This is a genomic window from Streptomyces platensis (assembly GCF_008704855.1).
Lineage (GTDB): Bacteria > Actinomycetota > Actinomycetes > Streptomycetales > Streptomycetaceae > Streptomyces > Streptomyces platensis.
This window is the reverse complement of sequence record NZ_CP023691.1, coordinates 4,062,650-4,087,449: the sequence shown is the minus strand read 5'-3', so window position 1 is coordinate 4,087,449 and position 24,800 is coordinate 4,062,650. Positions and strand designations below refer to the sequence as shown.

Sequence of the window (24,800 nt, the reverse complement as noted above, 5' to 3'; positions counted from 1 at the left end):
GCCGATCAGCCCTTGCTCAGAGGCCAGGCGATCAGGCGGGGATAGGTCCACAGTTCGCCGCGGGTTGCCTTGACCGTGGCCATGACGGCGCAGATGACGCCGGACAGGGCGTAGGCGGCGAAGATGGCGATCACGGTGATCAGGGGGACCGCGAGGCCGGAGCTGTTGCGCTGTTCTTCCGTGGCGACCGCGGCGAAGGTGAGGGCGCTGGCGACGTACAGCACCAGGCCGAAGGCCGCCATGATGGCCTGCGTGATGCCGTAGTTCACGGCCTGGGTGGCGTGGTGGCGGATGTACGGGTCGTGCTGGTGGCGGTCGTTGCCGCGCAGGGACAGCGGGTAGATCCAGCCGAGGAAGGCGCCCAGGCCGCAGCACATCATCGTGCCCGCGGTGATGGTCAGCAGCGCGCCGAGGTGGGACCACATCGCGGGGCCCGACGAAGGGGCGGGCGGTCGGGGGCCGTAGCCGGGCTGCGGGGTGCCGGGGTAGCCGTAGCCTCCGGGCTGCGGCGCACCGGGCTGCGGCGCACCGGGTTGCGGGGCGCCGGGCCAGCCCTGCGGGGGTGTCCCGTACGGCTGCTGTGGTCCGCCGGCCGGTGGACCGTATCCGGGCTGGTGGTAGTCGGACATGCTGTGCTCCCCCGTGGTTACTGCGTGGCGCCTCAGGCGCCGTGTGGCACGCCCGCGGCCGGTTCGTCCGGCCCCGCGGCTCCCGTTCGGACTGAGGCTATGCGAGGGGTCGGACATCTGCGGCGGGCAGGGTGCCGGGAGCGCGTACCCGGAAGACGAAGGCCGCGAGCACCCCGCCTATCAGCCCGAACAGGTGCCCCTGCCAGCTGATGCCGCTGTCGGTCGGCAGCGCGCCCCACAGGATCGAGCCGTAGAGCACACCCACCACCAGGCCGATGCCGATGTCGAGGAGTTTGCGCTCGATGAAGCCGCGCACCAGGAGATAGCCGAAGAGCCCGAAGACGACTCCGGAGGCGCCCGCGGTGTTGCTGTCCGGCGCGGCCGTGAACCAGACGCCCAGTCCGCTGGTGAGGATGATCAGCGCGGCGACGGCGAGGAAGCGGCGCACCCCGCTGCGCAGCGCGGCGACCAGGCCGAGCAGCAGCAACGGCAGGGTGTTCGCCACGAGATGCCCGAAGCCGAAGTGCAGGAAGGCGGCGGGCACGACATCGGCCAGCTCGGCGGGCTCGCGCGGGGTGATCCCGAAGGTGTCCAGCGCGCCGCCGGTGGCGAAGTCGACGCCCTCCAGCAGCCAGAGCAGGGCCACCCAGCCCAGCATCAGACAGATCGCGGGCTTCGCGCGTGAGGTCATCTCCGGCCGTCCCTTCTCGTCCCCCGGTGGGGCGGCCCCCGGCGGAGGTCGGCGAGGGCGCACAGGTAGGAACGGCCGTGAGGGGGTCCGTGGTTCCGCCGGATAGGCTCGATGCGTGGAGCCGCCGCACAACGACACCAGTAAGCAGGGCCCCGGCCGCCGCCGTCCGTGGGTCGTGGGGATCTCCGGCGCGTCCGGGACGCCGTATGCCGCGTCCGTGCTGCGCGGGCTGCTCGCCGCCGGGGAGGCGGTGGATCTGATCGTCAGCCGGGCGTCGCGGCTGACCCTCCTGGACGAGACGGGGATCGCCTTCCGGGACGCTCACTGGCGCGCTGACCTGCGGGAATGGCTGGCGCGGGGAGCGGATGGCAAGCCGGGGACGTTTCCGGTGACGGAGGCGGACCTGGCGGAGGTGCGGTACTGGCCGGCCGGGGATCTGGCGGCCGGGCCCTCGTCGGGCTCGTATCCGGTGAAGGGGATGCTGATCGTCCCGGCGAGCACGGCGTGTGTGGCCGGGGTGGCGCTCGGGCTCTCGAAGGATCTGCTCCAGCGGGTGGCGAGCGTGACGCTCAAGGAGCGGCGGCGGCTGGTGGTCGCGGTGCGCGAGACCCCGTTGAACGGGCCGACGCTGAAGCATCTGGTGACGCTGGACGAGGCGGGCGCCGTGGTGCTGCCCGCCTCACCGGCGTTCTATGCGGGCGCGACGCACATCCAGGATCTGGTGGACTTCGTCGCGGGCCGGGTGCTCGATGCGGCCGAGGTGCCGCACGGGCTGTACCGGCGGTGGGAAGGGGAGCTGCGGGGCGGCTCCAGAGAAGTGGAGGAGGCCCCGGAGGCTCCTTAGCGCTTCTTCGCTGCGGCGCGGCCGAAGAGGCGCCGGGTCCGCGGTGCCGCGGAGCGGTGGGCACGTGAACGATTGGCCTGGTCCTGAAGCTCGCGCATGCGGGCGTAGGCCATCTCGATCGAGTACACGGTGACAACTCCTGTGAGATCGTCTCTGAAAGATTTACAGGGCTAAGGCCCTGCGCGCCTTAGATTCTACAGGCAGAACCCGAAAATGCGTAAAGATTGGAAGGCTTGAGGGCATGGACGCGGTGGATAGGCAGCTCATCCAGGCACTTCGCGAGAACGGCCGGGCCTCGTACGCGGAGCTCGGCCGGCTCGTCGGCCTCTCCGGGCCCAGCGTCACGGACCGGATCAACCGCCTGGAGTCGGCCGGCGTGATCACCGGCTACCGCGCGACGGTCGACGCCGCCTCGCTCGGCCTCGGCGTCACGGCGCTGGTGGGCATCTCGCTGTCGGACGCCACCGATCACGAGGACGTCGCCCAGCGGCTGCGCGACCTCGAAGAGATCGAGGACTGCTGGTTCATCGCCGGCGACGACTCGTACATGCTCAAGGTGCGGGTGGGCGACGTGGACGGCCTGGAGCGCACCATCCGGCGGCTGTCCGGCACCAAGGGCGTTTCCCGTACGCGCACCACGATCGTGCTCTCCACCAAGTGGGAGAACCGCGTCGGCCAACTGCCCGAAGAGGCCGAATAGGCCACCGGGCGCCACCGGTACCCACCGGGGCGGACGGGCGCGCCAGGGGGCTCCGTCCGCCTCTTTTACGGGGGAGTACGCTCGGTGAAGCCCGTTTCCGGCTCCGGAAGGGCTCCGGAACGGCACCGATACGGCAGAGACTGGGAGGCGACCGGATGGCTGCGTCGATGGATGTGGGCCTCAAGCGCGAGCTGGAGGCGAAGGTCCACGCCGGGGAGCGGCTGACCCGCGAGGACGGTATCGCCCTCTACGAGTCCGACGACCTGGCCTGGCTGGGCGGCCTCGCCCATGAGGTGCGTACCCGCAAGAACGGCGACGTCGTCCACTTCAACGTCAACCGTCACCTCAACATGACGAATGTGTGCACCGCGTCGTGCGCCTACTGCTCCTTCCAGCGCAAGCCGGGCGAGAAGGACGCGTACACGATGCGCATCGAGGAGGCCGTCCGCCTCGCCAAGGCGATGGAGAACGACAACCTCACCGAGCTGCACATCGTCAACGGGCTCCACCCCAACCTGCCGTGGCGCTACTACCCCCGCTCGCTCAGCGAGCTGAAGAAGGCCCTGCCGAACGTCTCCCTGAAGGCCTTCACCGCCACCGAGATCCACCACTTCGAGACCATCTCCGGGCTCTCCGCCTCCGAGATCCTCGACGAGCTGATCGACGCCGGCCTGGAGTCGCTGACCGGCGGCGGCGCCGAGATCTTCGACTGGGAGATCCGGCAGCACATCGTCGACCACCGCACCCACTGGGAAGACTGGTCGCGCATCCACCGCCTCGCCCACGAAAAGGGCCTCAAGACCCCCTCGACGATGCTCTACGGGCACATCGAGGAGCCCCGCCACCGCGTCGACCACGTGCTGCGGCTGCGTGAGCTCCAGGACGAGACCGGCGGCTTCCAGGTCTTCATCCCGCTGCGTTACCAGCACGACTTCGTCGACATGCAGGACGGCAAGGTCCGCAACAAGCTCCAGGCCCGGACGACGATGGCGACCGGCGCCGAGGCCCTGAAGACCTTCGCGGTCTCCCGCCTCCTCTTCGACAACGTCCCGCACGTCAAGTGCTTCTGGGTGATGCACGGTCTGCAGACCACCCAGCTCGCCCTTCAGCACGGCGCGGACGACATGGACGGCTCGGTCGTCGAATACAAGATCACGCACGACGCGGACAACTACGGCACGCCGAACAAGCTGACCCGTGAGGACCTGCTGGAGCTGATCCGCGACGCCGGCTTCCGCCCCGTCGAGCGCAACACCCGCTACGAGGCCATCCGCGAGTACCCGGGCCCGGACCCGGACCGCCGCGAATCCCCGCAGCCGATGCGCGTCTGACCTGCTCGGCAGCACCGCCGGCGGGGAACGTTAGGGTCCGGGTCATGAACGTGCGTTTCGACCTGGACCCTGCTGTCACCCCCGAACTCCATGACGGAATATGCGCGTTGTGGGCCGAGGTCTCCAACGCCGGCGGTGCGGTCGGGTTCGTCCCGCCGGTGACCCGCGAGGACGTCCGCCCGGAGCTGCGCAAGCATCTGACGGCCATGGCCGAGGGCCGCCAGCGCCTGGTGGCCGGGCGGGACGCGGACGGCCGGGTGCTGGCCACGGCGTTCCTCACCACCAACACCCACCGCCTGATGAAGCACTGGCTGTGGGTCTACACCGTCATGGTCCACCCCGCCCTCCAGGGGCAGGGCGCCGGCCGCCGGCTGATGACGGCGGTCGCCGACGCCGCCCGCTCCGTCGAGGGGATCACCGCGCTCCGCCTCACCTGCCGCGGCGGCTCCGGCGCCCGCCCCTTCTACGAGGCCTGCGGCTACCAGGAGGTCGGCCGGGTCCCCGGCGCGATCCGGGTCGCCGACGACGACTACCGCGACGACATCACCATGTGGCTGGATCTGGGCTGACGGAAGGGCCGGGGCGCCGCGAGGGGCGGGCCGCGCCGGTGACCGGCTGCGGCGGGGGCCGCGAAGATCGCCCGAAGCGCTGTGCTTGACTGGATGCAGACCCTTTAGGTTGCCGTTGAGGAGAAGGTCCCATCCGTGAGTAGCCACAAGTTCGCCACGCTCCGCTACACCGCCCTTCGCCTCGGCCTCTTCGTCGCCTCGTTCGCCGTGGTGTGGGTCCTGGCGTACGTCCACGTGATCCCGCTCGGGCTCGGCGCCTCCAACATCTTCTGGCTGCTGCTGCTCGCTGTCGTGATCTCCGCGCCGCTCAGCTTCGTGCTGCTGCGCAAGCAGCGGGATGCGATGGCCGAGCAGATCGCGCCCAGGGTCGATCGCCAGCGTGCGCGCTTCGCGGCCAGCGTCGGCCAGGAGGACGGCCTGAAGTAAGGCCGCCCCACCGGGGCCGCCGGCCCCGCCGTGTAACACGCCTCACAGCCGTTTCGTCGCGACAGGCGCCCGTCGCCGTGGACTTCGCTCCACGGCCGGGCGCCTGTCGCGTTTCTGACGGCGGGTCCGGTGCGCGGGCCGCCCCGGGAACCCAAAGATTTTCTTTGGGTTCCTCAAAGTTCAAGTGTTAACGTTCGTGGCATGAAGACAGCAGCCGCGCCCCCGTCCCCCATGAGCACTCCGCTCGTGGCGCGCCTGCATGTCGATCTCTGCCGCTGTATGTCCGCGGCCTGTTGCCGCCGCTGACCTCTCTCCTCCAGCGGCCGGAGATCCTTCTCCCCACCCCTCCGGGCGGGAGAGGCCCGCAACGCTTCTGCTCCGCAGCCGCTCGAGTTCCTGGCGCTTCTTTTCGCCGTCCCTGACGCCTGACCTGTCCCCGGAGTGTGTCCCTTGTCCCCGTCCGCCGAGACTTCCGAGTCCGCACCGGCGCCGCAGCGCCCCACGTCCTCCCGCATACCGAAGATCCCGTTCTGGGTGCAGATCCTGACCGGCCTCGCCCTGGGCGTGCTGCTCGGCTGGGTCGCCAAGAGCGGTGACGTCGGCTGGCTCACCACCACGCTCCAGCACATCGGCGACCTCTTCGTCCAGCTGCTGAAGCTGGCCGTGGCGCCCCTGGTCTTCTTCGCGATCCTGGTGTCGATCACCAACCTGCGGCAGGTCAACAACGCCGCCCGGCTCGCCTCCCGCACCCTGCTGTGGTTCATGGTCACCTCGCTGATCGCCGTCGCGATCGGCCTGGCGATCGGCCTGCTCAGCAACCCCGGCGCGGGCACCGGCCTGACCCCCAAGGACGGCAAGCTCCCCGATCACGCGGGCTCCTGGATCGACTTCCTGACCGGCATCGTTCCCACCGACATCATCACGCCGTTCACCGAGCTGAACGTCCTCCAGATCGTCTTCATGGCCGCCGTCGCCGGTATCGCGGCGCTCCAGCTCGGCGAGAAGGCCGAGCCGGTCCTCGCGATCAGCCGCTCGGTGCTGGAGCTGCTCCAGAAGGCCCTGTGGTGGGTCATCCGCCTCGCCCCGATCGGCACCGTCGGCCTCATCGGCAACGCCATCGCGACGTACGGCTGGAACCTCATCGGCAAGTACGCGACCTTCACCGTCGACATCTACGTCGGCTGCGCGATCGTCCTCTTCGGCGTCTACCCGCTGCTGCTGTCGACCGTCGCCAAGGTCAACCCGCTCCAGTTCTTCCGCGGCGCCTGGCCCGCCATCCAGCTGGCCTTCGTCTCCCGCTCCTCGGTCGGCACCATGCCGGTCACCCAGCAGGTCACCCAGCGCCTCGGCGTGCCGCGTGAGTACGCCTCCTTCGCGGTGCCGTTCGGCTCGACGACCAAGATGGACGGCTGCGCCTCGATCTACCCGGCGATCGCCGCGATCTTCATCGCCCAGATCTTCGACGTCCAGCTGAGCATCGGCGACTACCTCCTGATCGCCTTCGTCTCCGTCATCGGCTCCGCCGCCACCGCCGGCCTGACCGGCGCCACGGTCATGCTGACGCTGACCCTCTCCACCCTGGGCCTCCCCCTGGAGGGCGTCGGCCTGCTGATGGCCATCGACCCGATCCTGGACATGATGCGCACCGCCACCAACGTGGCCGGTCAAGCAGTCATCCCGATCCTGGTCTCCGCCCGGGAGAAGATCCTCGACCGTGAGGCCTACAACGGGGCGCGGAGCATCTCCCCGGACACGGCCGGTGTTGAGGAAGCAGAAGCACACGTCTCCGTACCGGCACCGGCTGCCGCCTGACGCTCCGAGCCGTCCCCACGAGTGCGCCCCGGCCTTTCCTTGAAGGCCGGGGCGCACTCGTGTGTCCCGCTCGCTGCCTGCGGACCGGCGGGCCCGGTTTCAGGCCACCGCCACCGCTCCCGTGTGGGTCAGGATCGCCGTGGCCAGTGGTGCGTGGACGGCGGGCGGGAGTGCGTGTCCCATGCCCGGGATCTCGACGAGTTCCGCGCCCCGGATGCACTGGGCCAGATGCTGGGGGTGCGGCGGCGGGAAGACCGGGTCGGCGGGGGCGCTGACCACCAGGGTCGGTACCTCGTTCCGGGCGAGCCGGTCCGTGCGGAGCATGCCGTCGTGCTCCGCACTGCCGTGTGCGGTGCCCACCCGGTGGTGTCCCGTGTGTGCGATGACGCGGTGCTCGAAGGCGCGGAAGTAGTCGTCATCGAAGGGGAGATGGCCACCGGCGAGTACGCGCCAGTGTTCGATCCGGCGCTCCACTTCGGCCGCCGGGCCGTGATCCTCGACCGGACGGGACCACAGCTCCAGGACCTCGGGCGAGATGCCCGGCAGCGCGTCGGCCGGAATCGTGCTGCCGTCGGGGCGGGTGCAGTGGGTGGTGCTGAGGGCCATGGTGCCGATGAGAGTGGCGCTGAGCAGTCGGTCGGGGTGGTCGGCGAGCACCATCTGGGCGAGCATGCCGCCCAATGACATGCCGACGATATGAGCCCGGTCGATGCCCAGCCCGTCCAGGACCGCGATCACGTCATCGGCGAGATCGGCGATCCGGTACGGCCGTTCCTCGAAGGACCAGGTGGAGCGGCCGGTGTCGCGGTGGTCGTAGCGGATGACCCGGTGCTGTGCGGCCAGCGCGTCGACCAGCGGCTCCGGCCAGCCGAGGCCGCTCGCCTGGGCACCCATGACCAGCAGCAGCGGGGCCGCGTCGGCGGCACCGCGCTGCTCGGTCCACAGGCGGACCCCGGGGGCGGCGTCGATGAACTGCTGCATGGGGCGGTCCTCCAGGTGATGTGGACAAGTGCGTCGCATCAGTCTCCGTAGCGCGACGAGACGTATCGTCTCGCTATGGCGGGAAGGTGTCAAGAGGTGAGGGGTGGGAAGCGGAGATCGTAAACTTACTTTGCAGTAAAGGGGCGGGATGGAGGGACATTTGGGGTGGGAGCTGTGAAGAGCAAGCGGGTGCCGCGCGCCGTCCGGGAGCAGCAGATGCTGGACGCGGCGGTACTGACCTTCGCGCGGCGCGGGTACCGGGCGGCCTCGATGGACGAGATCGCCGAACTGGCCGGAGTCTCCAAGCCGCTGGTCTATCTCTACCTGAATTCGAAGGAAGACCTGTTCAACACGGTGATCCGGCGGGAGTCGGCGGCGCTGGTGGCGGCCGTGAGGTCGGCCGTCGAACCGGGGGTGGCGGCCGACCGGCAGCTGTGCAGCGGTCTGAAGGGCTTCTTCGCGCACACCGCCGAGCATCCGTACGGCTGGGCCGTCCTCCACCAGCAGGCGCGGACACACGGTGAGCCGTTCGCGCGCGAAGTGGCCGCACTGCGGGCGGAAATCGTCGCATTCATCACGGAGTTGCTCGGTGCAGCCGCAAAGGAGGCGGGTTGCGTCGGCGAGCTGGCCGAACGGGAGGTCGCCGGCCTCGCGCACGCCCTGGTCGGCGCGGCCGAGTCACTCGCCGAGTGGGCCAATGTCCGTACGGACGAAGGGGCTTCGGGTGACCCCGAGCATCCCTCGGCCAAGGACACCACGGCCACGATGATGAACTTCGCCTGGATGGGCCTCAACCAGCTCATGGGCGGAGAGCGCTGGGTGCCGGGCGGTCTCGTCGACCACGAGAGCGGCTCCTGTGCCAGGCGCTGACACGGCCCACGCGCCGCCCGCCGCCCCGGTCCCGGTTCTCCGGGGCCGGGGCGGCTCCGTAATTGACGGAACGAAGGGCGTGCGGGGTATTGGCCAACTCCCGGACCTCGCATAAATTTACCTCGAAGTAAGGTTACTGCTGGGTCAGGAGCGAGGTCAGGAGCTGGGTCGAGGATGCGTGCCACGGGTTCCCCGACGGCGAGCGAGGAGTTCCCCGCCGCCCACCCTTGCCTTCGCCGTGCCGGCCCAACTCCTCCCGCGCCAGTCGGTGTTCGGGCCTGATGAGGCCGATGCCGCGATGGCCTGCGGTAGTTCGGCGCGGCTGGGGGCTTGGGCCTTGGGGGCTCGTGTGTGGCCGCGGGTGCGTTGCTGGGCGCGCAGTTCCCCGCGCCCCTGCGTGGCGCGGCCGATCCGTCATGTGCTTTCGGTGCGGGTGCGTTTGGGCTGGCGCCGTTGCGGGGTCTGTGGTTGCCGCGGGGGCCGGAGGGGACGCACCGGGACCCGTCCTCGGCGCGGGCGACGCGGCTACGTGGGATTGATTGCCCCGGTGTTTGCTCCGGTCCTGCGGGCGGGCCCCGGTACATCCCCTCCGACCGTCCCCCGTTGCCGACTGCCGGACGGTGGCACCGCGCCTTACGGCCCGCCTCGGCCCGCGCCCAGCCTGCGGGTGGCCGGACCAGGTGCCTGCCAAGAGGTGCCGCGCCCAAGCTGCCGGGACCAGGTGCCTGCCAAGAGGTGCCGCGCCCAAACTGCGGGGACCAGACACCTGCCAAGGGGCGCCATGCGTGACCGCCGTAACGGTCATCGGTATGGCGGGTCAGCCGCGTACGGACGGTGGTCGGAGGGGATGTCCGGTGCCCCGCCCGCAGGACCGGAGCGAACGCCGGGGCTCCCAACTTCTGGGACCCGCGTCGCCCGCGCCGAGGACGGGGTACCGGGCGTCCCCTCCGACCCGCCACCGACCCACCGTGGGCGAACCGGCGGACAGCCCACGGCAACCCGCACAGGAAAACGAGGAGCCGCTCGTGTCCCACCAGGAAAGTGCACCCACCGGATCACTCGCACCCGCTCCCAGCCTCACCGAGCCGCAGAAAACCCTGGTCGACGGCGCGGTCCGCGAGGTCTACGTACCCCCGCTGGCCCCGCCCGTGCGCAGTGGCTCGCTCGGGGACCTTCCGTTCGTCAACGCCCACGAGGCTCCCGGCGACGTCGTGCTCGCCCGTAAGCAGCCGAGCGGAATCTGGCGCGACATCAGCGCCGCGGAGTTCGCCGCAGAGGTGCGCGCCGTCGCCAAGGGGCTGCTCGCGTCCGGCCTCCGCCCCGGTGACCGGCTCGCGATCATGGCGCGTACGACCTACGAGTGGACCCTCGTCGACTTCGCCGCCTGGGCGGCCGGCCTGGTCACCGTCCCCCTCTACCCCACGTCCTCCGCCCACCAGGCGCAGTGGATCCTGCACGACAGCGGCGCGCGCGCCTGCGTCGTGGAGGGCGTCGACGAGGCCCGTCTGATCAGCGGCCTCCGCGCCGAGCTGCCCGTCCTGGACCACCTCTGGCAGTTCAACACCGGCGCCGTCTCCCAACTCGTCGCGGCGGGCCGCGACATACCGGACGAGTCGGTCGACCAGTGCCGCGCCGCCATCGGCCCGTACGCCCTCGCCACCCTCATCTACACCTCCGGCACCACCGGCCGCCCCAAGGGCTGCGCCCTCACCCACGCCAACTTCTTCGCCGAGGTCGACAACGCCGTCGAACTGCTGCACCCGGTCTTCAAGTCGGTCAGTGAGGAGCCCGCCGCCACCCTCCTCTTCCTCCCGCTCTCCCATGTCTTCGGCCGTATGGTCGCGGTCGGCTGTCTGCGCGCCCGGGTCCGCCTCGGGCACGCCCCCAGCATCCGGACCGACGATCTGCTCGCCGACCTGGCCGGCTTCCGGCCGACGTTCCTGCTGGCCATCCCGTACGTCCTGGAGAAGGTCTTCAACACCGGACGGGCCACTGCGGAGAAGATGGGCCGCGCGGCCTCCTTCGACCGCGCGGTCCGCGTCGCCCGCTCCTATGGCGAGGCCGTCGAGGCCAAGGAGCACGGGACGGGCCCGGGCCCCGGTGTGGCCCTCAAGGGCGCCCGCAAGCTCTACGACCCCCTCGTCTACCGCCGTATCCGCGCCGCCCTCGGCGGCAAGGTCCGCCACGTCCTCTGCGGCGGCTCACCCCTCGGCCGCCGCCTCGCCGCGTTCTACACCGGTGCCGGCATCGAGATCTTCGAGGGCTACGGCCTGACGGAGACCACCGCCGCCACCACCGTCACCCCGCCCCTCCGGCCCCGTATCGGCACGGTCGGCTGGCCGCTCCCCGGCACCGCCGTCCGCATCGCCGACGACGGCGAGATCCTGATCCACGGCGACCACGTCTTCTCCGGCTACTGGGACGCGGCCCTCGGCGCGGCCCGCCCGGTCACCGACCAGGGCTGGCTGGCGACCGGTGACCTCGGGGCCCTCGACCCGGACGGCTACCTCACGATCACCGGCCGCAAGAAGGAGCTCATCGTGACGACGGGCGGCAAGAACGTCGCCCCGGCCCCTCTGGAGGACCGCCTCCGCTCGCACCCTCTCGTAGGCCAGTGCCTGGTCATCGGCGACAACCGCCCCTACATCACCGCCCTGATCACCCTGGAGCCGGACGGGCTCGCGCACTGGCGCCAGATGAACAAGAAGCAGGACCTGCCGCCCGAGCGCCTGGTCCGCGACGAGCGCCTGCTGGCCGACATCCAGCGCGCCGTCGACGACGCCAACGCACTGGTCTCCCGCGCCGAATCCATCCGCCGCTTCGCGGTCCTCCCGGTGGACTTCACCGAGGAAACCGGGCACCTCACCCCGTCCCTGAAACTCCGCCGGGCCGCCGTGGTCCGCGATTTCGCCAAAGACATAGCGGCCCTTTACGAAAGCAGATGACCCCCGGTCTGGAGCAAAAGCCCTCGGCGCGTCAAACTGGAACCCCGTGTCACCTCTGTGGGGGAGGTGGCACGGGGTCTGACGTGCGATGCCGCGCCACGACATCTGGCTGACTTCCACCGGACGGACCTGTGGCCGTCGGCGCGTCGCAGCCCCGGGGGCCGGTCACGGGCGGCTGCTTCGGGGCGAGTTGTCCGGGTCTTCTCAGCGTGGCGGCAGGGCCACGGCCGTCTGCATATCGCAGGTGTTGCACCAGAACGCCCAGCCGTTGGCGTCGACGGACCGCGATCCGCAGGCCAGACACGGGTCGCCCACGAAGCTCGCGGCGACCCAGGATCCGGCCGTCGCCGCGCGCCGCCCGGCGATCGCGCATTCGTCGGCGTAGCAGGGGATGCACAACCCGCCCTGCTGGCCGGGCAGTTTCATCGACCGTATCCCGCAGGTCGAGCACGGGAGCTTGCCGACGTACTGCTCGTCCAGGCCGACCGGCTTACCGTTCCTACTGGAGGCCGCCATGTCGCCTCTGCCTCCTCTATGCCAGGACGGTTCCGGTGCCGCCACAACCGGAGCACTGTGTGGTGACGCGGTCGCCGGTCGGCGTCTCCCAGTCCACGGTGCCTCTGCCGGCGCAGTCGGGGCAGGGCTTCTGCGGGGGCAAGTGCTCGCTCATTCTGCCCACGGTATGCCGGGTCATGTTCCGATGTGACCACTTTCGGTGATCGCTTCGGTACGGAGTTGTGCCGGCGCCGGGGGAGGTGCGCCCTCGTGTACGCGGTGGGCCGGGCGGGCGAGTGTGAGGCGCTGCGGGGGTGTGTGGGGGCGAGCAGGATGCTCGGCAGCGGTAATCCGGGTATTCCTTCCCCTGCGGTTCGTCCGGCCGGGGGCGGGGTGGCCTGCGAATCCGCGGTCATTGACGGAAGAATTCCCTAATGCGTGTGGCATTCGGGTGTGTCATGCGCCGGACGGCCGGAATTCATGCGTCCGCCATTCGTGGCAGTGCGCGTGTCGGTGGCGAAAAGGCAGGAGCCCCGCTCGCCACCGAAGTGGCGGAGCAGGGCTCCTTGGGTACTGCTTAGGGGCGACCTGGAAGAAATTCCGGGCCGGGCAACTTAGACCGGCGTGACGTTCTCCGCCTGCGGACCCTTCGGGCCCTGCGTGACGTCGAAGTTCACCTGCTGGTTCTCCTCCAGGGAGCGGAAGCCAGAGGCGTTGATCGCCGAGTAGTGGACGAAGACATCCGGGCCGCCGCCGTCCTGGGCGATGAAGCCGAAGCCCTTTTCAGCGTTGAACCACTTGACGGTTCCGGTAGCCATAAGCCCTCCTTGGGCCAAAGGGTTGCCCTGCTCCAGAACCTGCAAAGAAGTCTGAAACTACAAGAGCCTGCGGGGTCACATGCTCCGCAGGCTCTGTACTGCAAGGGAAACCAAACTGCAACTTGCGCTGAGCGTAGCATGTGCTGCTCCTGAGGCGGAAGAGCCAAAGATCACGTTTAACCGACCGCACTAACGTCCATACGGCGACCCGCCGCGCTGCCCCTGGGGAGACAGGTCTAGCCTCCGCATGTGGACAATTCAACCTTCGGAGACGCACCCGCAGGAGACGGCGCCGGCCGCCGTCGCAGCCGGCCGCGAGTGGGCCACATCCAGTTCCTGAACTGCCTGCCCCTTTACTGGGGCCTGGCCCGTACGGGCACCCTGCTCGATCTGGATCTCACCAAGGACACGCCGGAGAAGCTCAGCGAGCAGCTGGTCCGCGGGGATCTCGATATCGCGCCGATCACGCTCGTCGAATTCCTGCGGGCCGCCGACGACCTCGTCGCCTTCCCCGACCTCGCCGTCGGCTGTGACGGCCCGGTGATGTCCTGCGTGATCGTCTCGCAGAAGCCGCTGGACCAGCTGGACGGTGCCCGGGTCGCGCTCGGTTCGACCTCGCGGACGTCCGTACGGCTGGCCCAGCTGCTGCTCGCCGAGAAGATCGGCGTGCGGCCCGACTACTACACCTGCCCGCCGGACCTCGGTCTGATGATGCAGGAGGCGGACGCGGCGGTGCTGATCGGCGATGCCGCGCTGCGCGCCAATCTGCACGACGGGCCCCGGCTGGGCCTGGAGGTGCACGACCTCGGCCAGATGTGGAAGGACTGGACGGGCCTGCCGTTCGTCTTCGCCGTCTGGGCGACCCGGCGCGAGTACCTGGAGCGCGAACCGGCCGTGGTGCAGAAGGTGCACGAGGCGTTTCTCGCCTCGCGTGATCTGTCGCTGGAGGAGGTCACCAAGGTCGCCGAGCAGGCGGCCCGCTGGGAAACCTTCGACGAACCGGTCCTGGAGCGCTACTTCACCACGCTGGACTTCCGCTTCGGGCCCGCGCAGCTCCAGGGCGTCGCGGAATTCGCCCGGCGGGTCGGGCCGACGACCGGGTTCCCGGCGGATGTGACGGTGGAGCTGCTGGAGTCGGCGGCCGCCCGGTAGCGAGCGGCGGCGCGGCCCGGTTCGCCGGGGGCGCGGTGGTGGGCAGCGCACGGGTGGCGCGTTCGGGCAGGATGGGGGCGATCTTGCGAGCGCGCAATGATCGTGGATACGTGCAACAGGGGGATCCATGAGACCACGTACGCGTGCCCTTGCCGTCCTGGCCGGTGCCGTCGCGGTGCTTGCCTCGATGCCGGCCGGGCCGGCCGGTGCGGCGGGCGTCAACACCGTCGATTGCCGCACCCCGGGCGGCGGTGCGGGCGGCACCCTGAACTGGGGCTACACCGGCAAGACCAAGCTGGGCCTGGTGGGGCTCAGCGCGCACGATCTGGCGGCGGACGGCGCCTGGGCACGGGTGCGCCTCGATATCGTCACCGGTTCCGGGAAGCGGGTCACCTACTCCTGGCGTGCGAACCACGACGGAGCCGGCACGACCAAGCGGTGGAAGTCGTACGCCTCGGAGAGTTCGGGCATCGTCAGCGCCCGGGTCGAGGCCCAGAAGGTCAAGGGCAGCAGCCCGGTCTCCTCGTGTTACAGCAGGAAGGCCTACAACCCGTACTACTGATGACGCGGTGAAGGGGTACGGACCGTACTTCTGACGCCGTCCGGCGATGGCCTCCCGCCTCAGGTCGCCGGGGGGAGGCCGCCGCCCGGGCCTGGGTCCGGCCGCGAGCGAGGCTGTCACACCCCTGACGTACGCTGGTTCAGTTCGTGATGCCCGCCTGCGAAAGGGACGCCCCGGTGACCGAGAACGCCGACCTCCAGTCCGTACTCGACCGCGCCGCGCAGGGCGGCCGCATCACGCCGGAGGAAGCGCTCGACCTGTACCGCTCCGCTCCGCTGCACGCGCTGGGCAAGGCCGCCGACGCCGTCCGCCGCCGCCGCTACGCCGGCACCGAGCACATCGCGACGTACATCATCGAACGCAACATCAACTACACCAATGTGTGCGTGACGGCCTGCAAGTTCTGCGCCTTCTACGCCGCGCCCAAGGACACCGCCAAGGGCTGGACCCGCGACCTCGACGACATCCTGCGGCGCTGCGCGGAGACCGTCGAGCTGGGCGGCACCCAGATCATGTTCCAGGGCGGCCACCACCCGGACTACGGCGTCGAGTACTACGAAGAGCACTTCTCCGCCATCAAGAAGGCCTTCCCGCAGCTGGTCATCCACTCCCTCGGCGCCTCCGAGGTCGAGCACATGGCCCGGATCTCCAAGGTGTCCGTCGAGGAGGCCATCCAGCGCATCCACGCCGCCGGCCTGGACTCCTTCGCGGGTGCCGGTGCCGAGCTGCTGCCGGCGCGCCCCCGTAAGGCCATCGCTCCGCTGAAGGAGTCCGGCGAGCGCTGGCTGGAGATCATGGAGACGGCCCATGGGCTGGGCGTGGAGTCGACCTCCACGATGCTGATGGGCACCGGCGAGACCAACGCCGAGCGGATCGAGCATCTGCGGATGATCCGTGACGTCCAGGACCGTACGGGCGGCTTCCGCGCCTTCATCCCGTACACCTACCAGCCGGACAACAACCACCTGAAGGGCCGGACGCAGGCCACCCTCTTCGAGTACCTGCGCATGATCGCCATCGGCCGGCTCTTCTTCGACAACGTCGCGCACATCCAGGGCTCGTGGCTGACCACCGGCAAGGAGATCGGCCAGCTGTCGCTGCACTACGGCGCGGACGACCTCGGCTCGATCATGCTGGAGGAGAACGTGGTCTCCTCGGCCGGTGCCAAGCACCGCTCCAACCGCACGGAGATCATCGACCTGATCCGCAAGGCGGGCCGGGTCCCGGCGCAGCGCGCGACGACGTACGAGCACCTGCTCGTGCACGACGACCCGGCCAACGACCCGGTCGACGACAAGGTCGTCTCGCATCTGTCGTCGACGGCGATCGAGGGCGGCACGGCCCATCCGGAACTGAAGCTGATCGACGCCAACTGAGCCGCGGATGCTGACACTTCACCGGGTCCGGGGTGTCCGGCCCGGTCACGACGGGGAGCCGATCGCCGGGTACGCGGTCCTCGTCGACGGCGCCTGTCTCGCCGCCATCGGCCCGTACGAGGAGCTGTGGGCGGCCTACGGAGACCGCGCGCGGGTCCGGCCGTGGGACGGCGTACTGACTCCCGGCCGGTACGAGCCCGCGGGCGCCGCGCTGCTGGAGTCCGCCTACCACCCCGACCCGCGCGAGGCCGACGAGCTCGGCAGCGAGCCGCTCACCGGCGAGGCGCTCGCCGCCCTCGGGATGACCGAGACCCGCTGGGGCGCCAGCGCCCGCCGTGGTCTCCAGCGTCTGCTGGCCGCCGGGACGACGTCGCTGACCGGGCCGTTCACCCGGCCCGCGGTCCGTACGGCCGTCCAGCGGTCCGGGCTCGCCGAGCCGCCCGGCGGCCGCCCCCGTGCGCTGACCGTGGGCGGCGCGGCCGATTTCGCGGTCTTCGCCGAGGACGGCAGCGCTCTGGCCACCGTCCTCGCCGGCCGTCTGGTCTACCGCCGCCGCTGACGGGCGGGCGTGCCGCGCCGTGCCCGGTGCGTTCCCCGGCCCCGGCACGGTGGACAATGGCCGGGTGACCCGAGCATCCCTGGACAAGCAGCCGCACGAAGTCGCCGCGATGTTCGACGGCGTGGCGGCCCGGTACGACCTCACCAACGACGTGCTCTCCATGGGGCAGGCGCGGCTGTGGCGCAAGGAGGTGGAGCGTACGGTGGCCGCACGGCCCGCCGAGCGGGTGCTCGACCTCGCGGCCGGTACCGGCACCTCGTCGCTGCCGTTCGCCCGGACCGGTGCGTATGTGGTGCCGTGCGACTTCTCCGTCGGCATGCTGGGGGAGGGCAAGAAGCGGCACCCGTGGCTGCCGTTCACGGCCGGTGACGGTACCCGGCTGCCGTTCGCGGACGCGGTGTTCGACGCCGTCACCATCTCCTTCGGGCTGCGCAACATCCAGGACACCGATGCCGCGCTGGCGGAGCTGTACCGGGTCACCAAGCCGGGTGGCCGGGTCGTGATCTGCGAGTTCAGCGAGCCGACCTGGGCGCCGTTCCGGACCGTCTACACCGAGTACCTGATGCGGGCGCTGCCGCCGGTCGCCCGCGCGGTCAGCAGCAACCCGGACGCCTACGTCTATCTCGCCGAGTCCATCCGCACCTGGCCCAACCAGCCCGAACTCGCCGCCCGGCTCCAGGGCGTGGGCTGGACCGAGGTGGCCTGGCGCAATCTGACCGGCGGCGTCGTGGCGCTGCACCGGGGGACCAGGCCGGCCGGCTGAGCAGGGCTGGACGAGGAGGCCCGATGTCCCGTCGCCTTCCAGGGGCGGGACTTCGGGCTCACAGGTCCCGGCAAGGTCCCGCCGTCACGGCTTCAGTTTGTCGGCCTCCCGGACTTCGCTGAGGTGGATGAGGACGTCGAAGTCCTTGGCGAGCGCGACGTCGCGCGGCTTCACGGGGAACTGCGTGCCGATGTTGAGCGTGGGCCGGGCGGTGTTCAGCCAGTCGCGCGCGGCGGCCGGGGCGGTGCGGAGGTCGAGGCAGAAGTCCCGGTAGCGGACCTGGTCGAGGGTGTGCTCGTTGCTGCCGGGCGCGGCGGCGTCGACGGTGAACTTCTTCCAGTCGCCGCCGAGGGCGGTGTCCTTCGACAGGAAGGAGCCCTGGTGGAAGGTGAAGCCGATGGGGAGGTAGTTCTTGCCCATCGTGTCGCGCAGGAACGACCCCTGCGTCTTGGGATAGAGCTCGGGATAGCTGGCGGCGTAGCCGACGTGGTCGTTGTGCGCCGACAGCAGGATCTTCTGGCCGGTGCGCTGCTGCCACCAGGTGACGTTCTGGGCCATGACCTCGTCGCGGAAGCGCTGGAAGGTGGGCAGCGAGTCCGGGTCGTCGGGGTTCATGGTGAGGAACTTGGCGGTCTGGGCGATGGAGCGGGCGTTCTGCTCGGCCCATTCGAACGCCTCCCCGCGGCCCTTCTGGCTGCTGACCAGTTCCAGGGCCTCCTGTGCCTTGGTGGCGAGCTGCTGCCGTTCCGCGAGCGGCTTGCGCAGGTAGGCGAAGACGTCGTCGATCGGGCGCAGGCCGGTGTAGCGCTCGTTGAGCTTCGGCAGCGCCTCCGGGTGGTTCTGCTGCACGTAGCCGGTCACCCGGCCGAAGAACGCCTCGCTTATTGAGGGGGCACCGAGGTCGTCGCCCATGAAGTGAACGGTGCGGCCCGGGTGGCGGCTGTTGTAGTCACGCATCCACTCGATGAGGCTGACGAACTCCTCGCGTTCCCAGGGGGAGTGGGTGAGCGTCTCCTTGGCGATCTTGCGGGCGTCGCCCTTGCCGGTCTGGAGGTAGTCGTCGATCCGGAGCCCGGCGGACCAGCTCAGTTCGAGGGCGAAGGTGGTGAAGCCCTTCTCCTCGACCAGGTAGCGGAAGACCCGCTCCTTCATGGCGAAGAACTCGTGGGAGCCGTGGGTGGCCTCGCCGAGGCCGACCACCTCGGCGTCTCCGATCATCGAGCCCAGGGCTCGCAGGTCGGCCGTGTTCCTCCCGGGCTCGGCCGAGCGCAGGGGGTGGGCCGCCTGCTCCAGTGCGCGGACCGGGCTCTGCTTCGCGTCGGCGGCGTCGGCCGGGGCGGCCTGGACCGCCAACGGAACGAGGACGGCTCCCATCGCGGCCGCCGTCGTGACCAGCAGCCCCCGGCGGCCGATGCGCTTCCGGTGTCTCACCATGTTCTTGACCTCTCTTGCGTACGGCGACTTGAGAGGAAGCATCGCCAGTGATGCCCTTGCCGCGCAGTGGAGGCAGCTACCGAACTCTTCGGGGGGCATACCCCCCTCGGAAGGCAGCCGGCACGTGGACTCGTCAGTGACGTGGACGTGGACTGGTCCGAAAACCGACGGCTGGTGCCCTCATGCCGCGGATGAGGGCACCACGCACGGCTCACATATGCAAACGGTGGCAGTACGCCGTACGCCCCTTCGGCGTGATCACCGTCTCCGCGCGGCGCATCCCCAGCCGCCGGGTCACCGCGAGCGAGCGCTCGTTGCGTGCGTCCACCATCGCGACGACGTGCCGGACTCCGGACGCCCGTACGGACTCCAGCGCTGCCTGCGCGGCAGTGGTGGCGTAGCCCTTGCCCCAGTACGCGCGGCCGAGCCGCCAGCCGATCTCGATCTCGCCCGCCGGTCCCCAGTCGTGCGGCCAGGGCTGGGCGCCGGTGAAGCCGATGACCCCGCCGTCCGCCGGGTCCACCAGGGTGAACAGGCAGAAGCCCAGCTCCGCGTGGTGCCGGCGCTGACGGGCGGTGAGCTCGTCGTACTCCGAGAGTTCGGCGGGGGCGCCGCCGTGGAACTCCATCACATCCGGGTCGTTGAAGGCCCGGTGCCAGTGCCGCGCGTCGTCGTCGGTGGGCACCCGCAGTTCGACCGAGGGGAGTGGTGTGTGCACAGACTTCATGGGGACAACCCTTCAGGTTCTGATCACCAAGGCCCCCATAGACTGCACATGCCCAGTGCCGGTCGGCACCCAGATATCCAGATATCGACTTCCGGGAGACAGCGCCGTGACCGATTCCGCGTCCGTGACCGATTCCGTGACCACCGCCCGATCGGAGCACAGCGCGGATGTGATCGTCGTCGGTGCCGGGCCGGCCGGCTCGGCCACCGCCTACCACCTCGCCAAGTCCGGTCTGGACGTGCTCCTTCTGGAGAAGACCGCGTTCCCGCGCGAGAAGGTCTGCGGCGACGGGCTGACCCCGCGCGCCACCAAGCAGCTGGTCGCGATGGGGATCGACATCTCCGAAGAGGCGGGCTGGCTGCGCAACAAGGGGCTGCGGATCATCGGCGGCGGCTCCCGGCTCCAGCTCGACTGGCCGGAGCTGGCCTCGTACCCGGACTACGGCCTGGTCCGTAAGCGCGACGACTTCGACGAGCAGCTGGCCCGGCAGGCGCAGAAGGCCGGGGCGCGGCTGTACGAGCGCTGCAATGTGGGCGCGCCGATCGTCCACGAGCTGACCGGTCACATCACCGGCGTGCACGCCAAGCTCGGCGAGGAGAAGACCCCGGTCACCTTCCACGCCCCGCTCGTCGTCGCCGCCGACGGCAACTCCACCCGGCTCTCGCTGGCCATGGGCCTGCACCGGCGCGAGGACCGCCCCATGGGCGTGGCCGTCCGTACGTACTTCACCTCGCCCCGGCACGACGATGACTACCTGGAGTCCTGGCTGGAGCTGTGGGACCGCCGCGGCGCCCAGGACCGGCTGCTGCCGGGCTACGGCTGGATCTTCGGCATGGGCGACGGGACGAGCAATGTCGGCCTCGGCATCCTCAACTCCAGCTCCGCGTTCAAGGAGCTGGACTGGCGCGAGATCCTCAAGGCGTGGTGCGCCTCGATGCCCGCCGACTGGGGCTACACGCCGGAGAACATGACCGGCCCGATCCGCGGCGCCGCGCTCCCCATGGCCTTCAACCGGCAGCCGCACTACACCAAGGGCCTGCTGCTGGTCGGTGACGCGGGCGGGCTGGTCAACCCGTTCAACGGCGAGGGCATCGCCTACGCGATGGAGTCCGGGGCGATCGCCGCCGAGGTCATCGTGCAGGCGCACGCCCGTGCCACGTACGCGCAGCGCGAACTGGCCCTGGCGCGCTACCCGAAGATCCTCAAGGACACCTACGGCGGCTACTACTCGCTGGGCCGCGCCTTCGTGAAGCTCATCGGCAACCCCAAGGTCATGAAGATCGCCACCCAGCGCGGTCTGACCCACCCGCTGCTGATGCGCTTCACCCTCAAGATGCTCGCCAACCTCACCGACCCCACGGGCGGCGACGCGATGGACCGCATCATCAACGGGCTGAGCAAGGTCGCCCCGAAGGCCTGACACCGGGGCCGGTCACCGGACGGGAGGTCCGGGACCGGCCCTGACCATGCTTCTGCGGCGCCGGGAAAGATTTTCCGGCGCCGCGGTCACACTCTCCGGCCGGGATCCGTCAGTGCGGTGACGACGGATTCTTTCAAGGAGAGCAGCGATGGAAGCACGGATGAAGAACCCCGCGGTGGTCCTGCCCGAGGCGATGCAGCCGCTCCTCGACGTGGTCCGGGCGACCCGCGGGGGCGGGGTGCCGGAGGCGACGCTGGAGCTGGTCCATCTGCGCGCGAGCCAGATCAACGGATGCAGCTTCTGCGTCGACGGGGGAGTGAAGAGCGCCCGGAAGTCGGGCGTCAGCGACGATCAGCTGTTCGCGGTCGCGGCCTGGCGGGAGGCGCCGTACTTCTCGGACGCCGAGCGCGCCGCCCTGGCGCTCACCGAGGCGGCCACCCGGCTCGCGGACAGCTCCGACCCGGTGCCGGACCCGATCTGGGACGCCGCCGCGGACCACTTCGACGAGCGTCAGCTCTCGGCGATCATCCTGACGATCGGCATCACCAACCTCTTCAACCGGCTCAACGCGACCACCAGGCAGCCGGCCGGCGCGGGCTGGTAACTCCCGTCCGGCGGCGGCCGTGACGGCCGCCGCCGCACGCCCCTGGCGGCCCGCCGGTGCATCCGGCGGGCCGTCACTGCTGAGCCCGCACGCCCGGGGCCCGGTGACCGGTCCGTCAGCCGGCGGGGGCGGGGGCCGGTGCGGGAAGCCGGCGTGCCGGGTCCGGGGACAGCCGGCGGGCCGGGGCGGTCAGCCGCCCGGCGCCCGGCGGTACCGGTACCGCCGCGAAGATCGCGTTCTGCTGCTCCTGGAGCTCCCGCACCCGCGCGGGCGGAGTGCCCGGCAGCCGCTGCTCCTCGTACAGCTTGTGCGTCTCCAGCTGGGCCGCCTTGCTCTCGGGGGTGTGGAACTGGACCTCGAAGAGCTGGCCGGACCGGGGCGCGCGCCAGACGGAGTTGACCGCCTTGTAGCCGGCGGGCCGGTTCCAGGTGTTGGTCCAGCGGGCGGAGTCGTTGCCCCAGGTGGACAGCAGCCCGGCCGCGGTGTGGACGCCCTGGCTGTAGGTGCCGGCCGGCCACTGGAGGGTGAAGCGGACCGCGTCATTGATCGTGCGGAGCGCCGCGTCCACGGTCTGCCCCGGTGTCTCCCGCAGCCGGGTGGCGACCTTGCGCTTGAGCGAGTCCGGCGACTTCAGCCGCTGGTCGAAGCCGACCAGTTCGGCATGGCTGATCCTGGCGGCCGCCCGGACCGCGGGGCTGATGGTGCGCTCGGCCCGCCGGGCGCGGGCGGCGAAGCCGTCCACCTTCTTGTTCTCGGCGGCCGTCAGATGCAGCCCGTCGTGGTGCCAGCCGCCGTCGAGGCCGGTGGGCCGGGCGGTGAGCGGTGCGGCGGACGGCGCGGCGGTCGCGGTGGGGACGGCGCCCAGACCGAGCGCGGTGGCCAGGGCGGCGGCCGTCGCGGCCCGGCTGACGAGGCGGTGGGGGGTGCGATGCGTGTTCATCGAAGCGCGGTTCCCTCTCTCTGCGGAGGCCGGAGAACGCATAAGCGGCATCTACGGCATATGGCGAGAGGTGCAACGGCGCGCACCGCGCATCGGTGGCTCCGCGGGGCGGCGTTCGGCCCGTACCTGGCTTGATCGTGGCGCCGGGCGGCGCGAATCATCCGTCGGACGACGGCGCGACGGGACGGCCCGGCCCACACCAAAGGACCGTCTCTCCCGAGCGGCGGAAGAGACGGTCCTTGTGCGGTGTTCGTGTGCGCGGCGGTCCTAGAGGACGCGCACCGCGCCGGTGGGCATGTCGTAGTCGAGCGGGCGCTCGACGATGCCGGTGCTCGGGTTCTGGGCACCGATGAACTTGCCGCCGCCGACGTAGACGCCGACGTGGTAGGCGCTGCCCGCGCTGCCCCAGTACAGGATGTCGCCGACCTGGAGGTTGTCCAGGCCGACCTGGGTGCCGGTGGTGGACTGGTCCTGCGAGACCCGCGGCAGGTCGATGCCGATCTGGTTGAACGCGGCCTGCGTCAGGCCGGAGCAGTCGTACGAGGAGGGGCCGCTGGAGCCCAGCACGTAGGCCTTGCCGAGCTGCGCCTTGAGGAAGGCGACGAGCGTGGCGGAGCTGCCGGTGGCGGTCGACGCCGGGGCGGACAGGGTCGAACGCTCGGAGGAGCGCGAGGCACGGGCCTCGGCGGCCTCCTTGGCCTTACGGGCTTCCTCGGCCTTCTTCTTCGCCGCGGCCTTGGCCTTCTTCACGGCCTCGGCCTTGTGCTTCTCCGCGGCCTTGGCGGCGTGCGAGAAGGCGCTGTCCTGGAGCGCCTGACGCTCGTAGTTGAACGCGACCTGCTCGGCCGTGTCGGCGCTCCTGGCGGCGCTGGTCGCCAGCGCCGTCGTGATCGTCGGCATCTCCTGGGTTTCGGAGACGGGCTTTTCCGCGGCGTTGGCCGGCACGGTGGCGCCGGTCACCGCGAGGGTGAGGAAGCCACCGGTCACGCCCGCCCGCAGCGCCCGCGAGGACGCGGAAGGACGGCGGGGCTTCCGGTGGCTGGGTATGAGTGCGTTCGGGGACATGGCAATAACGGCTATCAGGCGCCGCAGGTTGCTGCCAAGAAAGGTGCAGTGCGCCACACTTGACGCGTACGCGACGAACAAAACGGACTTTTGTCCGCTCGCTGCCCCCGCGGCGGGATGTCCGAATTTCGCGATCATGTTCCTACGCATGGCATTTGCTGCTCCATGCGGGCCCGGCGGGCGCCTACCACTTCCGCATCCGCCACGCCAAGGCTTCCCGGGCGTCAAGCGCTTAGTGCTGGAAATAGCGTGGGATAGGTCACTCTTGAGTGTCCGTTATGTTCCCGTGATCTGGCATCGGCCGGCCACTCGTGAACGGAAGCACGTGTCGACGATCACGACCGGGTCACGAGCGGGCCGGATCTACGGGCCCGCCGCGTATAGCAGTTGACCGCGTCCAGCGCCAATTTGCTTGTAGCGACAACCACTTGATATTGGCAACCCCGCACTGACCAGCGGTAACACCAGGGAATGTCACCTCTCGTGATCACTCGCGCGCTTCGCGTATGAAGATCACTGCTCATCCGACTTCATGATCCTTCGCCGGGTGGTGGAGATCACAAAGGCGTTGTTCACCCCCGTGTCGCAGATCACAGACCAGCGGGCATAAGATGCAGGCGGCTCGGGCTTGTGAACTGCCTCACATAGGCACGATCTCCATGGGGCAGCCGGAGGGCCCGGGCGGACCGCCATCCAGTCATCGTCGACTGAAGGGAGCGAGGACGGTGAACGCTTATGCGCCCATCCTCGTACTGGGAGCCCTCGGGGCAGGCTTTGCGATCTTCTCCGTCGTGATGGCCACCCTCGTCGGGCCCAGGCGTTACAACCGGGCCAAGCTCGAGGCCTACGAGTGCGGTATCGAGCCGACGCCACAGCCGTCCGGTGGTGGCCGCTTCCCGATCAAGTACTACCTGACGGCGATGCTCTTCATCGTCTTCGACATCGAGATCGTCTTCCTCTATCCCTGGGCCGTCACCTTCGACGCCCTGGGGCTTTTCGGGCTCGTCGAGATGCTCCTCTTCGCGCTCACCGTCTTCGTCGCCTACGCCTATGTCTGGCGTCGTGGCGGCCTGGAATGGGACTAGGG

27 protein-coding genes are annotated in these 24,800 nt (G+C 70.1%); 16 read left to right on the top strand and 11 right to left on the bottom strand.

What is annotated here, in order from left to right; all coding sequences use genetic code 11:
• Positions 1 to 5: 5 nt before the first annotated feature.
• Both CP981_RS39175 and CP981_RS17970 read right to left on the bottom strand, forming a co-directional pair.
• Positions 6 to 629 (bottom strand): magnetosome magnetite crystal formation protein family, encoded by a 624-nt coding sequence (locus CP981_RS39175; RefSeq protein WP_085924376.1) that lies wholly within the window; start codon positions 627 to 629, stop codon positions 6 to 8.
• Between the two features lie 97 nt (positions 630 to 726).
• On the bottom strand, positions 727 to 1,320 hold the full coding sequence (locus tag CP981_RS17970; protein ID WP_085924377.1) for a rhomboid family intramembrane serine protease: 594 nt from the start codon (positions 1,318 to 1,320) through the stop codon (positions 727 to 729).
• A 115-nt stretch (positions 1,321 to 1,435) separates the two neighbouring features.
• Between CP981_RS17970 and CP981_RS17965 the strand changes: the two genes are divergently transcribed.
• Positions 1,436 to 2,164, top strand: a complete 729-nt coding sequence (locus CP981_RS17965) for a UbiX family flavin prenyltransferase (protein ID WP_085924378.1) — start codon at positions 1,436 to 1,438, stop codon at positions 2,162 to 2,164.
• On the opposite strand, the gene CP981_RS39170 is transcribed toward CP981_RS17965, so the two are convergent.
• On the bottom strand, positions 2,161 to 2,292 hold the full coding sequence (locus tag CP981_RS39170) for a hypothetical protein (RefSeq protein ID WP_259670458.1): 132 nt from the start codon (positions 2,290 to 2,292) through the stop codon (positions 2,161 to 2,163). The genes CP981_RS17965 and CP981_RS39170 overlap by 4 nt on opposite strands.
• Before the next feature lie 113 nt (positions 2,293 to 2,405).
• Here CP981_RS39170 and CP981_RS17960 point away from each other — a divergent pair, with 113 nt between their 5' ends.
• The 5 genes from CP981_RS17960 to CP981_RS17940 all read left to right on the top strand — a co-directional run bounded on the left by CP981_RS17960 (position 2,406) and on the right by CP981_RS17940 (position 7,002).
• Positions 2,406 to 2,864 carry an Lrp/AsnC family transcriptional regulator gene (locus CP981_RS17960; RefSeq protein WP_085924379.1) on the top strand — a complete coding sequence of 153 codons (459 nt, stop codon included), beginning with the start codon at positions 2,406 to 2,408 and terminating at the stop codon, positions 2,862 to 2,864.
• Positions 2,865 to 3,031: 167 nt separating this feature from the next.
• Positions 3,032 to 4,195 carry an aminofutalosine synthase MqnE gene (gene mqnE, locus CP981_RS17955; protein WP_085924380.1) on the top strand — a complete coding sequence of 388 codons (1,164 nt, stop codon included), beginning with the start codon at positions 3,032 to 3,034 and terminating at the stop codon, positions 4,193 to 4,195.
• Positions 4,196 to 4,239: 44 nt separating this feature from the next.
• Entirely contained in the window at positions 4,240 to 4,764 is a 525-nt protein-coding gene (locus CP981_RS17950) for a GNAT family N-acetyltransferase (protein ID WP_085924381.1), read from the top strand.
• A 135-nt stretch (positions 4,765 to 4,899) separates the two neighbouring features.
• Positions 4,900 to 5,190 (top strand): DUF4229 domain-containing protein, encoded by a 291-nt coding sequence (locus CP981_RS17945; protein ID WP_085924382.1) that lies wholly within the window; start codon positions 4,900 to 4,902, stop codon positions 5,188 to 5,190.
• Between the two features lie 450 nt (positions 5,191 to 5,640).
• Positions 5,641 to 7,002 (top strand): dicarboxylate/amino acid:cation symporter, encoded by a 1,362-nt coding sequence (locus CP981_RS17940; RefSeq protein ID WP_085924383.1) that lies wholly within the window; start codon positions 5,641 to 5,643, stop codon positions 7,000 to 7,002.
• 99 nt (positions 7,003 to 7,101) lie between these two features.
• Here CP981_RS17940 and CP981_RS17935 read toward each other — a convergent pair whose 3' ends face one another.
• On the bottom strand, positions 7,102 to 7,983 hold the full coding sequence (locus tag CP981_RS17935; RefSeq protein ID WP_085924384.1) for an alpha/beta fold hydrolase: 882 nt from the start codon (positions 7,981 to 7,983) through the stop codon (positions 7,102 to 7,104).
• 165 nt (positions 7,984 to 8,148) lie between these two features.
• Between CP981_RS17935 and CP981_RS17930 the strand changes: the two genes are divergently transcribed.
• Both CP981_RS17930 and CP981_RS17925 read left to right on the top strand, forming a co-directional pair.
• Positions 8,149 to 8,853, top strand: a complete 705-nt coding sequence (locus tag CP981_RS17930; RefSeq protein ID WP_167536109.1) for a TetR/AcrR family transcriptional regulator — start codon at positions 8,149 to 8,151, stop codon at positions 8,851 to 8,853.
• Positions 8,854 to 9,878: 1,025 nt separating this feature from the next.
• Positions 9,879 to 11,798, top strand: a complete 1,920-nt coding sequence (locus CP981_RS17925; RefSeq protein WP_085924386.1) for an AMP-dependent synthetase/ligase — start codon at positions 9,879 to 9,881, stop codon at positions 11,796 to 11,798.
• Between the two features lie 204 nt (positions 11,799 to 12,002).
• On the opposite strand, the gene CP981_RS17920 is transcribed toward CP981_RS17925, so the two are convergent.
• From CP981_RS17920 to CP981_RS17915, 3 genes are all read right to left on the bottom strand, one after another.
• Complete coding sequence (locus CP981_RS17920; protein ID WP_085924387.1) at positions 12,003 to 12,314, bottom strand: hypothetical protein; 312 nt, start codon at positions 12,312 to 12,314, stop codon at positions 12,003 to 12,005.
• Positions 12,315 to 12,330: 16 nt separating this feature from the next.
• A complete protein-coding gene (locus CP981_RS37755; RefSeq protein ID WP_158092640.1) occupies positions 12,331 to 12,468 on the bottom strand; it encodes a hypothetical protein in 138 nt (45 codons plus the stop codon).
• Positions 12,469 to 12,907: 439 nt separating this feature from the next.
• Complete coding sequence (locus CP981_RS17915; RefSeq protein ID WP_003984261.1) at positions 12,908 to 13,111, bottom strand: cold-shock protein; 204 nt, start codon at positions 13,109 to 13,111, stop codon at positions 12,908 to 12,910.
• 249 nt (positions 13,112 to 13,360) lie between these two features.
• Between CP981_RS17915 and CP981_RS17910 the strand changes: the two genes are divergently transcribed.
• The 5 genes from CP981_RS17910 (at position 13,361) to CP981_RS17890 (ending at position 17,523) form a co-directional block, all read left to right on the top strand.
• The gene (locus CP981_RS17910; protein WP_085924388.1) at positions 13,361 to 14,263 is read left to right on the top strand and encodes a menaquinone biosynthetic enzyme MqnA/MqnD family protein; all 903 of its coding nucleotides are present in this window, start codon (positions 13,361 to 13,363) and stop codon (positions 14,261 to 14,263) included.
• 127 nt (positions 14,264 to 14,390) lie between these two features.
• Positions 14,391 to 14,825: a hypothetical protein gene (locus CP981_RS17905; protein WP_143658863.1), complete on the top strand. Its 435-nt coding sequence runs from the start codon at positions 14,391 to 14,393 to the stop codon at positions 14,823 to 14,825.
• A 176-nt stretch (positions 14,826 to 15,001) separates the two neighbouring features.
• A complete protein-coding gene (gene mqnC / locus CP981_RS17900; RefSeq protein ID WP_085924390.1) occupies positions 15,002 to 16,201 on the top strand; it encodes a cyclic dehypoxanthinyl futalosine synthase in 1,200 nt (399 codons plus the stop codon).
• 7 nt (positions 16,202 to 16,208) lie between these two features.
• Positions 16,209 to 16,760, top strand: coding sequence for a hypothetical protein (locus CP981_RS17895; RefSeq protein WP_085924391.1), 552 nt, complete (start codon positions 16,209 to 16,211; stop codon positions 16,758 to 16,760).
• A 64-nt stretch (positions 16,761 to 16,824) separates the two neighbouring features.
• On the top strand, positions 16,825 to 17,523 hold the full coding sequence (locus CP981_RS17890) for a demethylmenaquinone methyltransferase (RefSeq protein WP_085924449.1): 699 nt from the start codon (positions 16,825 to 16,827) through the stop codon (positions 17,521 to 17,523).
• 84 nt (positions 17,524 to 17,607) lie between these two features.
• On the opposite strand, the gene CP981_RS17885 is transcribed toward CP981_RS17890, so the two are convergent.
• Together CP981_RS17885 and CP981_RS17880 are read right to left on the bottom strand one after the other, a co-directional pair.
• The gene (locus tag CP981_RS17885) at positions 17,608 to 18,957 is read right to left on the bottom strand and encodes an erythromycin esterase family protein (RefSeq protein WP_085924392.1); all 1,350 of its coding nucleotides are present in this window, start codon (positions 18,955 to 18,957) and stop codon (positions 17,608 to 17,610) included.
• Between the two features lie 211 nt (positions 18,958 to 19,168).
• The gene (locus CP981_RS17880; RefSeq protein WP_085924393.1) at positions 19,169 to 19,684 is read right to left on the bottom strand and encodes a GNAT family N-acetyltransferase; all 516 of its coding nucleotides are present in this window, start codon (positions 19,682 to 19,684) and stop codon (positions 19,169 to 19,171) included.
• 73 nt (positions 19,685 to 19,757) lie between these two features.
• Here CP981_RS17880 and CP981_RS17875 point away from each other — a divergent pair, with 73 nt between their 5' ends.
• Positions 19,758 to 21,104, top strand: coding sequence for a geranylgeranyl reductase family protein (locus CP981_RS17875; RefSeq protein WP_425282213.1), 1,347 nt, complete (start codon positions 19,758 to 19,760; stop codon positions 21,102 to 21,104).
• Between the two features lie 148 nt (positions 21,105 to 21,252).
• Positions 21,253 to 21,708 (top strand): carboxymuconolactone decarboxylase family protein, encoded by a 456-nt coding sequence (locus CP981_RS17870; RefSeq protein WP_085924394.1) that lies wholly within the window; start codon positions 21,253 to 21,255, stop codon positions 21,706 to 21,708.
• 115 nt (positions 21,709 to 21,823) lie between these two features.
• Here the strand turns inward: CP981_RS17870 and CP981_RS17865 are convergent, their stop codons facing one another.
• Both CP981_RS17865 and CP981_RS17860 read right to left on the bottom strand, forming a co-directional pair.
• Positions 21,824 to 22,648 carry an ATP nucleotide 3'-pyrophosphokinase gene (locus tag CP981_RS17865; RefSeq protein ID WP_085924395.1) on the bottom strand — a complete coding sequence of 275 codons (825 nt, stop codon included), beginning with the start codon at positions 22,646 to 22,648 and terminating at the stop codon, positions 21,824 to 21,826.
• Positions 22,649 to 22,915: 267 nt separating this feature from the next.
• Entirely contained in the window at positions 22,916 to 23,713 is a 798-nt protein-coding gene (locus tag CP981_RS17860; RefSeq protein WP_085924396.1) for a C40 family peptidase, read from the bottom strand.
• 725 nt (positions 23,714 to 24,438) lie between these two features.
• Between CP981_RS17860 and CP981_RS17855 the strand changes: the two genes are divergently transcribed.
• Positions 24,439 to 24,798, top strand: coding sequence for an NADH-quinone oxidoreductase subunit A (locus CP981_RS17855; protein WP_030262580.1), 360 nt, complete (start codon positions 24,439 to 24,441; stop codon positions 24,796 to 24,798).
• The last annotated feature ends 2 nt before the right edge of the window (positions 24,799 to 24,800 follow it).

What these genes read in the sequence shown, in the direction of transcription:
- CP981_RS37755 (WP_158092640.1), bottom strand. Translation starts at nt 12,468, where the DNA reads ATGAGCGAGCACTTGCCCCCGCAGAAGCCCTGCCCCGACTGCGCCGGC.
- CP981_RS17935 (WP_085924384.1), bottom strand. Translation starts at nt 7,983, where the DNA reads ATGCAGCAGTTCATCGACGCCGCCCCCGGGGTCCGCCTGTGGACCGAG.
- CP981_RS17905 (WP_143658863.1), top strand. Translation starts at nt 14,391, where the DNA reads ATGAGACCACGTACGCGTGCCCTTGCCGTCCTGGCCGGTGCCGTCGCG.
- CP981_RS17885 (WP_085924392.1), bottom strand. Translation starts at nt 18,957, where the DNA reads ATGGTGAGACACCGGAAGCGCATCGGCCGCCGGGGGCTGCTGGTCACG.
- CP981_RS17895 (WP_085924391.1), top strand. Translation starts at nt 16,209, where the DNA reads ATGCTGACACTTCACCGGGTCCGGGGTGTCCGGCCCGGTCACGACGGG.
- mqnE (WP_085924380.1), top strand. Translation starts at nt 3,032, where the DNA reads ATGGATGTGGGCCTCAAGCGCGAGCTGGAGGCGAAGGTCCACGCCGGG.
- CP981_RS17970 (WP_085924377.1), bottom strand. Translation starts at nt 1,320, where the DNA reads ATGACCTCACGCGCGAAGCCCGCGATCTGTCTGATGCTGGGCTGGGTG.
- CP981_RS17880 (WP_085924393.1), bottom strand. Translation starts at nt 19,684, where the DNA reads ATGAAGTCTGTGCACACACCACTCCCCTCGGTCGAACTGCGGGTGCCC.
- CP981_RS17960 (WP_085924379.1), top strand. Translation starts at nt 2,406, where the DNA reads ATGGACGCGGTGGATAGGCAGCTCATCCAGGCACTTCGCGAGAACGGC.
- CP981_RS17915 (WP_003984261.1), bottom strand. Translation starts at nt 13,111, where the DNA reads ATGGCTACCGGAACCGTCAAGTGGTTCAACGCTGAAAAGGGCTTCGGC.
- CP981_RS17920 (WP_085924387.1), bottom strand. Translation starts at nt 12,314, where the DNA reads ATGGCGGCCTCCAGTAGGAACGGTAAGCCGGTCGGCCTGGACGAGCAG.
- CP981_RS17860 (WP_085924396.1), bottom strand. Translation starts at nt 23,713, where the DNA reads ATGTCCCCGAACGCACTCATACCCAGCCACCGGAAGCCCCGCCGTCCT.
- CP981_RS39175 (WP_085924376.1), bottom strand. Translation starts at nt 629, where the DNA reads ATGTCCGACTACCACCAGCCCGGATACGGTCCACCGGCCGGCGGACCA.
- CP981_RS17865 (WP_085924395.1), bottom strand. Translation starts at nt 22,648, where the DNA reads ATGAACACGCATCGCACCCCCCACCGCCTCGTCAGCCGGGCCGCGACG.
- CP981_RS17950 (WP_085924381.1), top strand. Translation starts at nt 4,240, where the DNA reads ATGAACGTGCGTTTCGACCTGGACCCTGCTGTCACCCCCGAACTCCAT.
- CP981_RS17870 (WP_085924394.1), top strand. Translation starts at nt 21,253, where the DNA reads ATGGAAGCACGGATGAAGAACCCCGCGGTGGTCCTGCCCGAGGCGATG.